This window comes from Allocoleopsis sp. (assembly GCF_036703385.1).
In the GTDB taxonomy this organism is placed as follows: domain Bacteria; phylum Cyanobacteriota; class Cyanobacteriia; order Cyanobacteriales; family Coleofasciculaceae; genus Allocoleopsis.
This window is the reverse complement of record NZ_DATNPA010000739.1, coordinates 1-14,786: the sequence shown is the minus strand read 5'-3', so window position 1 is coordinate 14,786 and position 14,786 is coordinate 1. Positions and strand designations below refer to the sequence as shown.

General features: G+C 48.2%; 10 protein-coding genes. 5 read left to right on the top strand and 5 right to left on the bottom strand.

Annotated features, from left to right (window positions below; translation table 11 throughout):
- Window positions 1-183: 183 nt before the first annotated feature.
- From V6C93_RS34870 to V6C93_RS34855, 4 genes are all read left to right on the top strand, one after another.
- Window positions 184-597 carry a universal stress protein gene (locus V6C93_RS34870; RefSeq protein ID WP_333481283.1) on the top strand — a complete coding sequence of 138 codons (414 nt, stop codon included), beginning with the start codon at window positions 184-186 and terminating at the stop codon, window positions 595-597.
- Window positions 598-723: 126 nt separating this feature from the next.
- Window positions 724-1,581 carry a ribosome biogenesis GTPase YlqF gene (ylqF, locus tag V6C93_RS34865; protein WP_333481282.1) on the top strand — a complete coding sequence of 286 codons (858 nt, stop codon included), beginning with the start codon at window positions 724-726 and terminating at the stop codon, window positions 1,579-1,581.
- Between the two features lie 941 nt (window positions 1,582-2,522).
- Window positions 2,523-4,502: a PAS domain S-box protein gene (locus tag V6C93_RS34860; RefSeq protein ID WP_333481281.1), complete on the top strand. Its 1,980-nt coding sequence runs from the start codon at window positions 2,523-2,525 to the stop codon at window positions 4,500-4,502.
- A 203-nt stretch (window positions 4,503-4,705) separates the two neighbouring features.
- Window positions 4,706-5,998 carry a transposase gene (locus V6C93_RS34855; RefSeq protein WP_333481280.1) on the top strand — a complete coding sequence of 431 codons (1,293 nt, stop codon included), beginning with the start codon at window positions 4,706-4,708 and terminating at the stop codon, window positions 5,996-5,998.
- A 35-nt stretch (window positions 5,999-6,033) separates the two neighbouring features.
- Here V6C93_RS34855 and V6C93_RS34850 read toward each other — a convergent pair whose 3' ends face one another.
- The 5 genes from V6C93_RS34850 to hpsE (V6C93_RS34830) all read right to left on the bottom strand — a co-directional run bounded on the left by V6C93_RS34850 (window position 6,034) and on the right by hpsE (V6C93_RS34830) (window position 13,883).
- Complete coding sequence (locus V6C93_RS34850; RefSeq protein ID WP_333481279.1) at window positions 6,034-9,462, bottom strand: methyl-accepting chemotaxis protein; 3,429 nt, start codon at window positions 9,460-9,462, stop codon at window positions 6,034-6,036.
- A gap of 506 nt (window positions 9,463-9,968) precedes the next feature.
- Complete coding sequence (locus V6C93_RS34845) at window positions 9,969-10,283, bottom strand: hypothetical protein (protein WP_333481278.1); 315 nt, start codon at window positions 10,281-10,283, stop codon at window positions 9,969-9,971.
- Between the two features lie 511 nt (window positions 10,284-10,794).
- The gene (locus V6C93_RS34840; protein ID WP_333481277.1) at window positions 10,795-11,115 is read right to left on the bottom strand and encodes a hypothetical protein; all 321 of its coding nucleotides are present in this window, start codon (window positions 11,113-11,115) and stop codon (window positions 10,795-10,797) included.
- A 663-nt stretch (window positions 11,116-11,778) separates the two neighbouring features.
- Entirely contained in the window at window positions 11,779-12,825 is a 1,047-nt protein-coding gene (hpsE, locus tag V6C93_RS34835; RefSeq protein ID WP_333481276.1) for a hormogonium polysaccharide biosynthesis glycosyltransferase HpsE, read from the bottom strand.
- Between the two features lie 47 nt (window positions 12,826-12,872).
- Window positions 12,873-13,883 (bottom strand): hormogonium polysaccharide biosynthesis glycosyltransferase HpsE, encoded by a 1,011-nt coding sequence (hpsE, locus tag V6C93_RS34830; protein WP_333481275.1) that lies wholly within the window; start codon window positions 13,881-13,883, stop codon window positions 12,873-12,875.
- A 339-nt stretch (window positions 13,884-14,222) separates the two neighbouring features.
- Between hpsE (V6C93_RS34830) and V6C93_RS34825 the strand changes: the two genes are divergently transcribed.
- Window positions 14,223-14,786 (top strand): CBS domain-containing protein (locus V6C93_RS34825; RefSeq protein ID WP_333481274.1); only part of this gene is annotated, 564 nt, incomplete at its 3' end.

Here is a 14,786-nt window from a genome sequence, read left to right as displayed (position 1 = left end):
AGTTTTTGAAGGGGCGATCAATTCGGGGCAAACGCGAGTCCCCGTTACCTCGGTGATAAGATTGGGGTAAGGCGAGTTGTTGTACTCCCTAGGTCGCAAGAAGCGAATGCACTAGGTTGTACCTCGCGACGTTAACGACCTGTGGTAGTGTGAACGGAGTTCGCGTCCCGGAGATGCGTTGTAATGTTCAAAACTGTTTTATTTCCCGTTGACCAAAGCCGAGAAGCCCGCGAAGCGGCTGAAGTCGTTTCCCATGTGGTGAAACAGTACGGCAGTCGATTAGTTCTGCTGTCGGTACTCGAAAAATCCGACTCTGAAGAAGAACTCCCGAGTGCGGATGCGCTTGTATCACCGGAGATCATTGCGGAACTGCTGAAAAATGCCAAAGCTTTGTTTACCCAGCAAGGCATCGAGGCTGAAACGATCAGCCGAGAAGGAATGCCCGCTTTCACAATTTGTGATGTCGCCGACGAAATCGGGGCAGATTTAATTGTCATGGGCTGTCGGGGACTGGGCTTAACCGAGGAAGGCGCAGCCGAAAGCGTCACGAATCGAGTGATTAATTTATCTCCTTGCCCGGTTTTGGTTGTTCCTTAAAGGGTTGACGGGTTGGAAAGTTGGAAGGTTGGAAAGTTGAAAGGTTGAAGGTTTACACCCTATAATCTGCAACCCGCCAATCTGCAACCCGCCAACCTGCAACCCGCCAACTCTTTATTTAAACTCATGACGATTCAATGGTATCCCGGTCATATTGCTAAAGCTGAGCGGGAACTTAAAGAACAGCTGAAGCGAGTGGATGTGGTGCTAGAGGTACGGGATGCGCGGATTCCCCTATCGACTCATCATCCACAGCTCCCTCAATGGGTGGGGAGTAAAGCTCGGGTATTGGTGATTAATCGGCTCGATATGATCACTCCTGCTGTGCGGCAACTTTGGACATCCTGGTTCCAACAGCAGGGGGAAACCCCTTACTTCACGAATGCTCAACAGGGTAAAGGGATTCGCGAGGTGACTCAAGCGGCGCAGGAGGCTGGGGTACAGATGAATCAGCGTCGGCGCGATCGCGGAATGCAACCTCGCCCAGTTCGTGCTGTAGCGATCGGGTTCCCTAATGTCGGTAAATCAGCCCTGATCAACCGACTATTAGGCCGTCGCGTCGTGGAGAGTGCTCGTCGTCCTGGAGTAACTCGCCAGCTGCGTTGGGTACGCATTTCTGACCAAATTGAGCTTCTAGATTCTCCCGGAGTCATTCCTGGAATTTTAAAGGATCAACAAAAGGCCATAAAGCTAGCCATCTGTGATGACATTGGTGAAGCGTCTTATGACAATCAGCAGGTGGCGGCTACCCTGGTTGAGTTACTTCAAGACTTAGAGGATGTAGCACAGAGGGGTGTCTTTGCTGCCTCTCCCTTAAAGACTCGCTACGAACTTGATCCCACCTCCTTCAGCGGCGAAGGCTACCTCAGGGCGCTGGCAGACTATCGCCATCAAGGAGACATAGAGCGTACAGCACGACAACTCCTCAATGATTTTCGCAAAGGACTATTGGGGGCAATCCCTCTGGAACTGCCTCCCACCTGAATCGCGTGGGGCTACGGGTTCAATCGTAGCGAAGCGGAGATAACCCGTAGGGGGATAGCGGAAAATACGAGGGCTAAATGCCTGTTAGCGAAGCGGGCGCTCCAAAGGAGCGACAGTATTTTCAATCCCTGTCCCACTACTAGGACGCCGCGATGTAGTTTATTTAATCTTAATGATTGTAAAATCGCCAGTCTGTTGAGTTTTATTAAGCGGGGTGGGGGGTAATACCCCTCATCGCGATAAACTGAGGTCTAGTAGATGCACCCTGATTAAGCGCCCTTGCGGGCGTTTTTTTTTTAATCATTACAATGGGGCGCAACGAGGATAATCCCTGATCTTCCTTTACCTGTACTTCCGCCAGAACTGTCTCGTTATCCATGAGGTGAGCGGAGGGAGAAGTTAATTTTTATTAACTTTGACGGGATAGTTTCAGCAGGTCGTGGATTGAGCTGTGTGCCCAATTTCACAGACACAGACTCTCATCATCCCTGAAGATCAGGGGATTCACTCAAGGAGCGATCGCAGGCCATGTATATTAAAGGTATCTTAAGGATTGCAGATCAAGACCGTGATTCCACGGATGCATTAAGCGGTTAAATTTGCGACAATGAGATGATCTCGTCAGCCCTACAGATTCAGAAAGTGCGGTGTCAGTAGCCCTGAGAGTTTAACCCAAAAAACATACGATGGGCACACGGTAAAAATTCTCCCCAGGGAGCGTCTCTGCCGTAGATAGAACAATGCAGCTGAAAAGTAAAGTATGTTTTGGGGTGTTTGTAAAGAAACGCTCAAAAATCAGCCCGTCTATCACCCTTCTGGGCAAGCACTATCGCTCTTGTCCAGAGTAGGATTATGAAAGCTGCGCTTGGCGGGGATTCGCCTCAGGCTACAAGGGTTAGACCACTTGAACAAGAAACACTTTACAAACATACTCTTAAACGATGGCAAGTAAGATAGCGACTTTTAGACTTCCAGAGAACCTGATTCAGGAGATTCGGTCTCGGGCTGAGGCGACAGGTCGTGATCGAACAGCAGTGGTGATTGAAGCGTTGAAGCAGGCATTTGGTATGCCGGCAAGCGTTTCACGTCCAGCTACAGTTGAAGAACTGCAACAACAGCTCAATGAGTTAGAAAAGAAATTTCTAACCCTAACCCAACAGCTGAATAAATTCCCGCAGAAATCGGCTTCAGTCACCCAAGTCAGTCCGATTAGCCCAGCACTGAAACAGACCTTTGCTTCAGAAAACTCAATCGAGATCCCCAACTCCTTCGTCGCGGAGGACGCTTTCTCTAGAAAGACTCTTAGCGTAGGCGATGGTCCGGGACACAATGGAGGGGGAGGGTCTCACCAAGAACAAGAAATCGGTCTGAGCGACGGCGAACCGGGCGGCATAGAACTGCAAGAACTCACAGCCAGGATTGAACAACAAGCGAGAATATTCGACTTGGTGCTTTCCGCCTCTCCAGACCCAATTTGCGTTGTAGACCGGGTAGGACGATTTACTTATGCAAACCTGGCGCTGGCTCAATTGTTTAGCCTGCCGCAGGGAAACATTTTGGGTAAAACTTGGCGGCAACTCGAATTACCACCAGAGTTTATCGAGAGCGAACCCATCGACGGTCAACGGGAAGTTGTATTCGCCACACGGCGACCTTTAACCAAAGAAATCAGCTACCGAACTAACAATGGGGTACGGGATTACGAATGTATCCTTAGCCCCATCCTAGGTGATAGCAATACGGTTGAGGCCGTAATCTGTACCGCTAGAGACGTTACAGAGCGAAACCAAGTCGAAGAGTCGCTACGGGAATCAGAATCCAATTACCGTCACTTATTTGAATACGCCAACGACTCGATCTTCATCATCGACTTATCAACCAGTCGGATTTTGGACGCCAATCAGAATGCGGCGAGGCGATTGGGCTATACCCGCAAAGAGCTCCTGAAGTTAAAAACCAGGGATATCGATGTGCCAGTAGAGCCACAACGTCAAAAGACGATTAATCAGCAGCTACAAGCAACTGGCAGCTTCATCTTCGAGCACGCTCTGCGGCGTAAAGATGGCATACCCATACAGGTTGAAATTAGCTCTCGGATCATCGAGTACCGCGACCAGCTCGTTTCTCTCAGTTTCGTGCGCGACATTACGTCACGCAAGCAGGCAGAGGAGCGGATGCGTCTGTTGGAGTCAGCGGTCGAGAATACCCAAGACGGGATTTTAATCACCGAAGCCAAACATCTAGACGCCCCAGGCCCCGAACTGTTGTATGTCAACCAAGCCTTTACTCGTATTACAGGCTATGACCTAACCGAGGTTTTAGGGCGGACACCGCGCTTGTTGCAAGGTCCGAAAACCGATCGCTCTCAGTTAGACAAAATTCGCACCGCGCTGCAAGACCAAAAACCCGTTCAAGTGGAGTTGCTCAACTACCGTAAAGACGGCTCGGAGTTCTGGGTCGAACTGAATATCGTACCCATTGCCAACAAAGAGGGTAAGGTCACCCATTGGGTCGCACTACAACGGGAGATTACAGAGCGTAAACAGGCAGAAGCCGCGCTGGTCGCCTCCAAGCAGCAAATTAGCAAGATTCTGGAGAGCATTACAGATGGCTTTTTCAAGGTGGACGAGGAATGGCGGTTTACCTATGTCAATCAGAAAGCGGAACAGATTTTACAAAAAGACCGAGCTGAACTCCTCGGTCAAAATCTGTGGCAGATATTTCCAGGAACAGTAGGGTCAGCCTTTGAGCGTGAGTTTCACAGAGCCATTAACCAAGAAGTTGCTGTGACGTTTGAAGATTTCCATGCACCTTTAGGAAAATGGTTTGAGGTACACGCTTACCCGTCTGGCGATGGACTCTCCGTTGTCTGCAATGACATTACCAAGCACAAACAGGCTGAAGTAAAGCCTGAAGCATGAAGTTAGCCTTTAAGGCGTAGGACCACTGAAAACCCCGTCTAATTCATGAGAGTTAGACGGGGTTTTTGATTACAGGAAAACGATGGTGAAAGCCCCCGTCTTTTAAGCGGGGGATGAAACCGAGTGCGTCGTACAGACAGCGGAATTTATTCCGGAAGTCCCCCAATAATGATACACTAACTAACAACAAGGAGGTGATTTTATTGTTTGGTTGCCAACAAGTGCTGATTCATGCAGACGAGGATACTCAAGCTATCATTGAGTCCATTTGCAGCGAATCCAATAAGGTGTTTAACTGCGCTGTTTATTATGCGCGACAAATCTACTTCAAGGCACATCGTTATGTGACAAAGGCAGAGTTAGACGAAGAAATCAAAAGCAACAAACACTTTCAAGCCATGCATTCTCAAGCAGCCCAACAAACCTGTCACAGCGTGTTTGAGTCGTTTAAGTCTTTTAAGGCTCTCAATAAGTTATTCCAACAAGGAAAATTAACTGAAAAATCGAAACCTCCCAAGTACCGCAAGGGTGGATTAAACGTTGTCACTTATCCCAAGCAAGCTCTCAGGTTAATAGATGGCAACATCAGAATTCCTTTGGGAAGTAAAGTAAAAACTTGGTTTGGGATTGACTCGTTCACAATCCCGATGCCAAGCAATTTAAATTTTAAAGACATTCGGGAATTGCGAATTCTTCCTCGAAACCAATGCTTTTATGCTGAATTTGTCTACAAGTTGACGGTAGTAGAAACAAGCCTAAACCCTGACAACGCCTTGGGAGTTGACCCTGGAATGGATAACTGGTTAACCGGTGTTTCTACAGTTGGAACTAGTTTGATCATTGACGGAAAGCACGTCAAGTCACTGAATCGCTGGTACAACAAGAAAGTATCGACAATCAAGGAGGGAAAACCTCAAGGGTTTTGGTCTAAAAAATTAGCGCATCTAACGGAAAAGAGAAACCGTCAGATGCGCGATGCTGTTAACAAAGCAGCAAGGTTGGTAATTAACCACTGCGTTAAAAACCAGATTGGAACTATTGTTTTTGGCTGGAATCAAGGTCAAAAACAAGAATCTAATTTGGGTGCAAAAACTAATCAGAAGTGGGTACAGGTACCAACAGCTAGACTCAAAGCTAGAATCCAGCAATTGTGCCAACAGCATGAGATTCAGTTTATAGAAACAGAGGAATCATATACCTCTAAAGCTTCGTTTGTTGATGGCGATCATCTTCCAAAATATGGTGAAAAACCCAGCGATTGGAAGCCATCAGGCAAGCGGGTAAAACGCGGTTTATATAGAACTGCTCTCAATTGGTACATCAATGCTGATGCTAACGGTAGTGCCAATATTTTGAGGAAAGTAAGCGGAATGCTCGGAATTGTTCTGAGCGGACTGTCTAGGGTGTCATTGACAGCACCCCAAAGAATTTTTCTTTGGTCAGCTAAGAAGACACGGAGGGACGCGGTTTCAACCCGTCCCAAAGTATCCGCTTAGAATCCCCCGAATTCAATTCGGGGGAGTGTCAACTCCTAGAATCCGTCAATTTTGAAGGTACCCACTGATGCCTGTAGTTCCTGAGCAATCTCTACTGTCTCTTTGAGAGAACCAGACACTTGGCGTGTGGAAAGAGACGTGCGTTCCGAGACTAGGGCAATCTCTTTCATCAACTCGGTAACCGCTTGAGAGGTCTCTGCCTGGGACACCGTCGCCGTCGAAATCGATTGCACCAAAGTGTCAATTTGGCGAGACACGTCCAGAATCTTATGCAAACTCTGTTTAGCATCTTCAACCAGATTAGTCCCTTCCACTACCTGGCTCGTACCCAATTCCATAGCCTCGACTACTTCCGTCGTTTCTTTTTGGATGTTGTGAACAATGTCCTCAATTTCTCGCGTCGCCGCCGCACTTCGCGCCGCTAGTTCCCCGACTTCTTCTGCAACCACAGCAAAGCCCTGACCTTCTTCACCCGCCCGTGCCGCTTCAATCCCAGCGTTGATCGCTAACAAGTTCGTTTGTAGAGCGATTTGGTCAATCAGTGAAGCGACCTTAGAAATCTTTTGAGAGGATTCACCCAGACGCTTGACTTTTTTAGCTGTCTCTGCTACTGTTTCCCGCAGAGTAAAAATATTGCGCACGGATCGATCAATAGCTATTCCTCCCGCTTCAGCTGTAGTAGAGGCGGTGCGGGCAACAACAGCGGCTTGACGGGCGTTTTCGGCTACCTGTTGAATCGATTGCGTCATTTCTTGCACCGAGTCGAGGGTGCGGGTCGTATCCTCCGCTTGCTTGAGGGCTTCTTCCGAAAGATGACGGATTGCTCCTTCGTTGTCTCCTAGTGAAGTATTGACCTGAGTCGCGGCTATTTTCACTTTGGTGACAATTTCCCGCAGACTTTCAATGACCGCGTTGAAGAAGTCCGCCACTGTGCCAATCTCTCCAGTGGTTACATCAGCTCTTACCGTCAGGTCACCTTGAGCCGCTCCTTCCACATCACTGAGCAGTTCTAAAAGTTGGTGTTGCAGGGTTTCTTTTTGTTGCCGTTGTACATCTGCCAAGGTTTCAGCTTTTTGGCGGGATTGTTCAATCTGTACTAAGAAATCGACGCGGTCTAAAGCCAGACCCACTTGAGTCGCCACCTGCTTGAAGAAGGTGATTTCCGACTCCTGCCAAGCGCGTGTGCTGGAACACTGATGGGTTACCAGTAAGCCATGTAGCTTGTTATACGCCAAGATGGGAGCGACTAAATTGGCTTTGATCTTAAAAGGCTCCAGTTGACCCATATAACAGTCGCTTAAGCCTGCGTCGTAAATATTCTCAACCGCCTTCACTCGACCTTGTAGATACTTCTCCACATATTTGTCGGCAAAACAAGGGTCAGCAATGTTCGCCCCCAGCGCTTTTGGCCAGCCCATCCCTACTGATTCGGCAACAATAGTTCCTTGCCACTTCTCATCAAAGAGATAGATAACCGCGCGGTCAGTTTTCATGGCTTCGCGGATACCTGTAATCGCCGTCTGGTAGATTTCTTCAACGGTGAGTGCGTCCCGAATGCCCGAGATAATGTCATTGAGTTGCTGGGCACGATGCGTTTCGATTTCTTTCTGCTCTAGGAAACTGACCCGATCCAAGCTAAGTCCAACTCGAATGGCTAACTCTTTGAGGAAATTGATTTCAGATTGCTGCCAGGGATGGGGGTTACTACAGTGATGAGCAATCAGCAAGCCAAAGAGGTGACCATCCTTGAGAATCGGTGTGACCAAATTGGCCTTGATTTGCAGGCGATCCATTAACCTCATGTGCTCAGGATGGAAACCCGCTTCATACACATTATTGGTCGGAACGACACGTCCTTGTCTGTACTCTTCAAGAAGTTCCTGTCCAATGCAGGGGTCTTCTATTTTTGCGCCTAAAGCTCTAGGCCAAACCGGAACAACCGCTTCTGCGGAAATGTACCCACGCCCATCCGGGTGGAGGCGATAGATGACGACGCGATCGGCTTCAAGGATGCGTAGTGCCCCTTGAACCGCCTTTTCAAAGACATCTTCCAAATCTTTCTCTGTACGAGCATTGGAGACGGCAATATCTCCAAATAATCCGGCTTGTTCGGTTTCAGCGGCTTGAGCCCACAATAAGGTCTCCAGTCGGCTGGCCATCAGGTTGATATTAGAACCGAGTTCGGCGAGTTCGTCATGCCCTTCCACGGCAACGCGGGTGTAAAGTTCCCCTTGTCCTAGTTTTTCCACTGCCTCACTGACAGCGAGGACGGGACGCGTCGCCAGTTTAGCCAGATAAACCGCGATCGCACTCACCAACAAGGCTGTCAACCCAGTTCCAAGCGCCACGATGAGGAGCAATTGTCGCTGTGGTGCAAAGGCAATGTCTACTGGTGTGGCAATGCCAGCTTCCCAATTCAGTTGCGGCAAGCCTGCTAGTTTTCCCAACTTGGTATAGGCAAACAGATCCTTTACCTTGTCACTCTGATCGGTCACGACCAACGTACTTGGCTTACCTACTGCTCGGAGTTGATTTAAGGAGGGAAAAACAGCTAACGCATCTTTATTCTCCTCACTCCTTTCCTTACTCAGGAGAATCTGCTGCGTTGAAGAATCAATCAAATAAAATTCGTCCCCATCAGTACCAAAGTTACCGAGCAACTCTTCTAGAACGGTGACCGACATACGGCTACGAACAACAGCAATTGTCTTGCCCGTGACGCTATCTTTAACAGGTGCGGCGAAGTGAATGTTCACTCGCTCCGGAGTCTTAGAAACTTCAGGTGTGGTGGCACTACTGATAACAGGCTGATTCGTTCTAAGTACTTCCTTGAAATAATCCCGATCGCGTTGGTTCGGCAGAGGGTCGAGACCTGACGATTGAATCAGCACGTTGCCCTGGAGATCGACGACGGAAATCAGGTCATATACCTGTTTATGAGCTGCTAAGAATCGGTCTAACTGCGCTTGCTTTGCTTTGAGAGGGGTTGTATCCTTTTGTGACAAATTCGTCAGGATTGAAAGCTCAGCCAAAAACTGAATATCCCCGTAACGATCACGCATGAAGCGTTTAACCTTGTCTTCCACACCAACGGCACGGGCTATTTTGTACTGGGATACTTGTTGAGTGATGGATTGGGTGGCAAAGTGATAGGTGGCTACTCCAGTCATTAATACCGGAACAGTGCCCAGAGCGATCGCCAAAGCTGTGGCTTTTTGCGTTAGACGCAGGTTTGAGAAGCGGAAACCGCCAGATTTTTTAGGGGCTGTGGGAGTGGGAAACCCACCTTGTTGCTGAAGCTCAACGGCATTGAGTACAGACTGGGGTGAGACCAACTGGAGATTAGGTTGATTGTTGGTATAAATGTTGAAACTATTTTGATGAGGAGTCTTGACGGACTCTTTCCCTAGTCCATTGAACTCCTGCTTATAACCTTTTGGATCTGGATCAAACTGAGTAGCCATGAAGCGGTCTCCTCGAAGGCATAGTAAAGGGGGTAAAATCTTGGAAAGCTCAGTGCAAGAGCCTATGGGTCACGCACCACGGATAAAGGGACGAAGGACGCTACTACACAATCCTGTTGTAGGAAAGCGGGAGTGCCCCTTTGGAGCGCGACCAGCAGTCTATACGCCCCAAGCGGTAATGCACTAGCGTCGCGGCTCCTTCGGGAGCCAGATCGCGATGCGGCTGTTGTCTTCGGTAGTGCTTTAGACCCCTATAAAGTGAGCTGGCTCATCCCGCACCAGCTCCGATTGCTCGAAGATTGCAGAATGCACCCCCGTAATTCGAGAACTAGACCTGACACAACTTGTGTCGTTGAAGAAAATTTAATCTCAGGCAGACATCAAGCATGTCAAACCTTCAACAGCCTGCACAGCCAACCCAACAAAAACTTGGCCAACGTGGATAATCCTTCCCTGTGGGAGCAAATTCTGGGTTACCTTAGCGATGTTGTTTGGAACAAAGCTTTTTATAGCACTCGTCTACAAGCCACACTAGCCGCAGCGACGCCACCACCAGCGGCGATCAAAGCGCCCATTGGGCCTCCGACTGCTTCGCCAGCTACAGCCATTTCAATCGCAACAGCCAATACACATTCGTCCAAATCTGATTCTGAACCAGGTTGAGCATCGGGATGATTGTCTCTCCAAGCCTGAGCGAGAGGAAGTGCCAATTTGGCTAGTTGGTTATTGAGGTCAAATTCGCGCAGTTCCTCGCGAGTTACGTAATTAGAATGGTCAGGCTTTAGATGACTGGACTGTTTTTCTGACTTGGAGAGACTCATAATAGTACTACCTTAAAAAAACACCACATTCAGGAAAAAAAGATGAAATTGGAGCGAAAACGATAGATTACCCTGGTGGTGCACAACCTAGCGGAGACTTGAAGCCAAGGGCTCGGATTGTTGGCTCCTTGCTTCTATTCTCTGATAATGGTCTAATTCGTAAGACGAATGTATAACACGTATTACAATATAGCATGATAAGCCAATTGCCTGACGCTTAGCAACTCTATCCCTTGGGATTTATTGAGTCTTCATGAATCACTGAGTCTTCAGGGGACTGGGATGAGCCAAAAGCCGCCAAGGCGCTCAGAGCGGAAGTTTGAGTGCAGTTCGGATGCGAAAAATTTTTCTGTAAAATTTATCCAAACCTTCCGGATGCTCGCTTGGGGTTGGGAGCTACGCAGACAAGAGAGCTAAGTAGACACGCGATCGCATGAGGTTCACAACGTTAGCAATACGTGTTCTCAACTCCTGGCTTGTGCCTCCTGTATGCAGAAGGCGTGGGAGGATGTCACTCAAATAGAACAGTGACCTCACTCGATTGGCTGAAGTAATCCCAAATCGCCAGTGCCAAATCACTTTCAAACTCTAGCTTCTCTACGCAATGGCAATTTTCACAATTCTCAAGGCAGCATTCTGATTTACCGTCTAATGATCCCTCAGGAATCGTTAAACAAATATTAACAATCGGGATGTCTTTCCCGTCACCAAAGCCGTTGTAAGTGCTGAATCTAACTGCGGCAATACAGTCAAGGTTAATGATCAGATCTGCGAGTCGAATGAACGCCACAATTAATTCCTCGCAAAGATAATTTGGTAAGGTTTTCGCCAAAAAAACTCCTAGCAAGTTAGGCAGTATATTTAACTTGCTATGTGAGCCTCTTCAGTCTTAGGCATTGTTTCCAGTGTGCAGATGTATGTAGAAGCAACGGTGACGTTAGAGTTATATCCCCTCTTCCTTCATTGTTTGCCAACCTGACATGTATCTTCAGGAACTGGGAAGCGATTAGCGCGGTTAGGCGCTGATGTCTCGCTTGGTTGCTGTCAAACACAAACCAATTGTGCAAGCGACGCCAGCAATATTGGCGAAACAACCATTCACCCGGCAGCGCTAATGTTCGCGGACACGGTTGAATTCTCCTAAAGGGATTCGCTGGGTAGCAATAGCTACCCTGTACGCACTCCTTACTTACTTCTCTCTTAGAAGAGGGCAAGTAGCCCCCCACCTCAGCCCTAGTCGTGTTTAATCTATAAGAGAGGCTCAGCGCGTGATGAGTCGTTGCTATCTGGATGCTTTTAGTCCGAGAGATCACCAAAGTTGTAAGATACTTGTACAACTTGTAATACGTCATCTGTATGATATGCCAATAACTGACGATGAGCAACAGACTCAACGTGGCTTCATCTAGTCTTTAAAAACTTCTAGCTTAATCTACTGATGTCATACTACTGATGTCATCAATGCATTAGTCCTAACTACAAAAGTTATTAAAAATTAGCCTTGGCTGAGGGAGCCAATCTCCTTAACACTCGCCCCGTTTCGTGCCATGAATAACGAGCTAATTTGTCTCGCTAAGCGAGTTTTAAAAAAATAGAATGGACTCAGTAAATAACCCCAATAGAAGGCTAGTTCGCAAGTCTCCACTAAATCAGGGAAGGATGATTGCGTCTTTCTCCCTCCCAGTGGGGCAACGCGATATCGGATCAAGTGTAATACAATCCGGCGCAGACTGCCGAAAAAGGCTCTTACAAGAACTTGTTGCCCTTGCCAAAACGGTATATTAATCATCCGCAGACAACAACTGTTCAAGCCGACACCCCGCGAGAGCCTGATTAAATAGGCTTTCTCCAATCGCCATCGAGGAATTTGATGGTAAGTCTCCATCGCTGGGTTGTACCAAATTTCCCAACCCGCTTGATGGAGGTGTAGCAGTGGCTCCAAATCTTCACCGCCGACCAACGACTGACCCAGCCTGCCCTTAAGTATCGGCTGTTGAGGAACCGCTTGGCACCAAGCTGACTTACGAACGACTATTCCCGCTCCTGGCGGTAACTTAAGCTTTTCGGGTTCGTAGAGATGGGGTTGCTGTCCCCGTTCCGTAATGCCCAAAAACGGCGCAATCCGTTCAAAGTTAGGGGGGGGTTCGACTTCAAATTCACCGTGAATTTGACTAGCGTAAGCCCCGGCCTTGGGATGAGATTGACCAAAGGCATAGGCCACCGCGACCCAGTCCGGTGTTGGCAAGTTGTCATCATCCAGGAAACCCACTAGCTCACTACTGGCTTCTTGTACCGCTCGGATTCGGGCAAACGCCGATCCTTGCCTAGGTTCCAGACAATACTTCAATCCCCAGGGTTGAGACCACGTCGCTTGATACTCAGAAACCACCCTTGCTGTAGCATCCTGACTATTGTTATCAATGACGATTATTTCCCAGTTGAGGTGAGCGACACCAATTTGCGATCGCAATTGCTCCAAAATCTTAGGTAATCGGTTTTCTCCGTTATAGGTGGGAATCGCAACCGTAAAGTCAACTGGCATAATTCGTTACCACGGGTTTAAGATGTCACCGAACTCCGGAACCAGGGTTAGTCTTTTTGACTAAAATACCCATGACTCCAGAGGTAGAAGGGACTGACTAAACTACTGACAAATAGCTGCATTTCGCAAGCTGCAATCAAGTCAGAGCGAACCCGGAAGCCATATTTGAGTAAATGAAAAGCAATCTTTCGCAAATCGTTTGCCATGTAAGCTAAAGTAGCAAGCGATCGCTGCCAAGGTTTCACGCTCAGCATCCGCGTTACATGGCGACTCAACCCGATCCCCCGAAAAAACGGAATTAAATACTCTCGCTTCAGACGCCACTGCGGGATTTTGTGGTCAATTTGCATTGCCGGGTTATACCATATTTCCCAGCTATTAGCTTGAATATGAGAGAGCATTTCCAAGTCCTCGCCAGTCAGCATACTGCCGGGAGTGCGTCCGGTCAAAACGAGCTGTGAGGGAACACTCTCCAACCACGCTTGCTTGCGCACCACCAACCCCGCCGAAGGAGGCAATACTTTCTTTTGCGGTTCATAGCGCTGTGGCTCTGAACCCCGCTCAGTAATCGCTAAAAAAGGAGTTAGTCGATGAAAATTGTCCGGCGGCGTCACCTCAAAGTCACCGTGAATTCGGCTCCCATAAGCACCAGCATTAGGGTGTTCTTGACCAAACGCATAAGCCGCAGTAACCCAGTCCGGTGCAGGAATGTTGTCATCATCGAGAAATCCCACCAGTGCGCCGTTCGCTTCTTGAAAGGCACGGCGTCGTGCGAATGCGGCTCCCTGCTGAGGTTCCAAGCAATACTTTAAGGGACAGAGCCCAGGCCAGGTGGCTTGATAGGCTTGAACAACTTTTGCGGTGTCGTCAGTACTATTGTTGTCCACCACAAGGACTTCCCAACTGAAGTTGTAGCTGTGACTTCCTTCTGGCGTCTGCCCGGAAGGAGGCGTGACGTGCGAAGCGTCTTGGCAAGCCATTCGCAATCGATCTAAAACTTCTGGTAGACGCCTTGCCCCGTTGTAAGTGGGGATGGCGATCGTCAAATCAACGACCATCGTTTTACCAACAATGAGAATGCAGAGGACTCGGTGAATTTAGTAGGCTCAGTTCTGGGTTGATGTTTTCTGCTGCCTCAATTTTAACCTTACGCCCCCACGCCTTTCCCGGGTCACTGGTCACTGATCACTGTTTGGCTGGCTGAATCTCACCAATACAACACAATCAGCATATATGCGTACATAATTAGATAGATTTACTGACTTTCCCGAAAGTTTATTAAAAAATATTAATTTTTGTTTTGTTTTTTCAAGGGCTTTTGCGGAAGCGGAAAAATCCCGAAGTATAAACTAAAGGAAGGTCTGCATCTATCACAGCTGGCACAATTTAAAATCTCTATGCAGACTGAGACTGCTCCAATCGCCTTGCCTACCCTAGAGCATCTAATCGACACTTACCCGCTTACTACTTCTCCTGAGACACCACTCATAAATGTCATTACTTTAATGGGTCAAGGGCGAAGAACGTATTCTTTGTCCAGTGTTGGGTCAACCTCTCGCCAAGATACTCAATCCTCAGCCCACTTGACAAAAAGGCAACCTTTCGGGGCTAGTCTTACAACGTTAGTACCAGCTAACTGTGTTTTAGTAATGGAAGGCACTAGCTTAGTTGGGGTATTTACGGCACAAGACCTCGTTTACCTGACGGCTTCACAGGTGAACCTGAGGGAAATCAAAATTGCCGATGTGATGACGCCGTCGGTTGTCACCCTGACTCTTTCCGATTCGTGCAACCTGTTTACCGTACTCTCGCTGTTGCATCAGCATCAAATCAGTGAGCTACCTGTTTTAGACCCTCAAGGTCAACTGATGGGGATGATTACAGTAGAGAGTATTTGTAGAGGACTGCCACCGATGAATCTTCTGAAGTGGCAGCGTGTCTCGGCGGCAATCACCACTTCA

Excerpts from the sequence above, each read along its gene's own strand:
- hpsE (WP_333481276.1), bottom strand. The coding sequence starts at position 12,825 with ATGCCAGTTGACTTTACGGTTGCGATTCCCACCTATAACGGAGAAAAC.
- ylqF (WP_333481282.1), top strand. The coding sequence starts at position 724 with ATGACGATTCAATGGTATCCCGGTCATATTGCTAAAGCTGAGCGGGAA.
- hpsE (WP_333481275.1), bottom strand. The coding sequence starts at position 13,883 with ATGGTCGTTGATTTGACGATCGCCATCCCCACTTACAACGGGGCAAGG.
- V6C93_RS34850 (WP_333481279.1), bottom strand. The coding sequence starts at position 9,462 with ATGGCTACTCAGTTTGATCCAGATCCAAAAGGTTATAAGCAGGAGTTC.
- V6C93_RS34845 (WP_333481278.1), bottom strand. The coding sequence starts at position 10,283 with ATGAGTCTCTCCAAGTCAGAAAAACAGTCCAGTCATCTAAAGCCTGAC.
- V6C93_RS34860 (WP_333481281.1), top strand. The coding sequence starts at position 2,523 with ATGGCAAGTAAGATAGCGACTTTTAGACTTCCAGAGAACCTGATTCAG.
- V6C93_RS34870 (WP_333481283.1), top strand. The coding sequence starts at position 184 with ATGTTCAAAACTGTTTTATTTCCCGTTGACCAAAGCCGAGAAGCCCGC.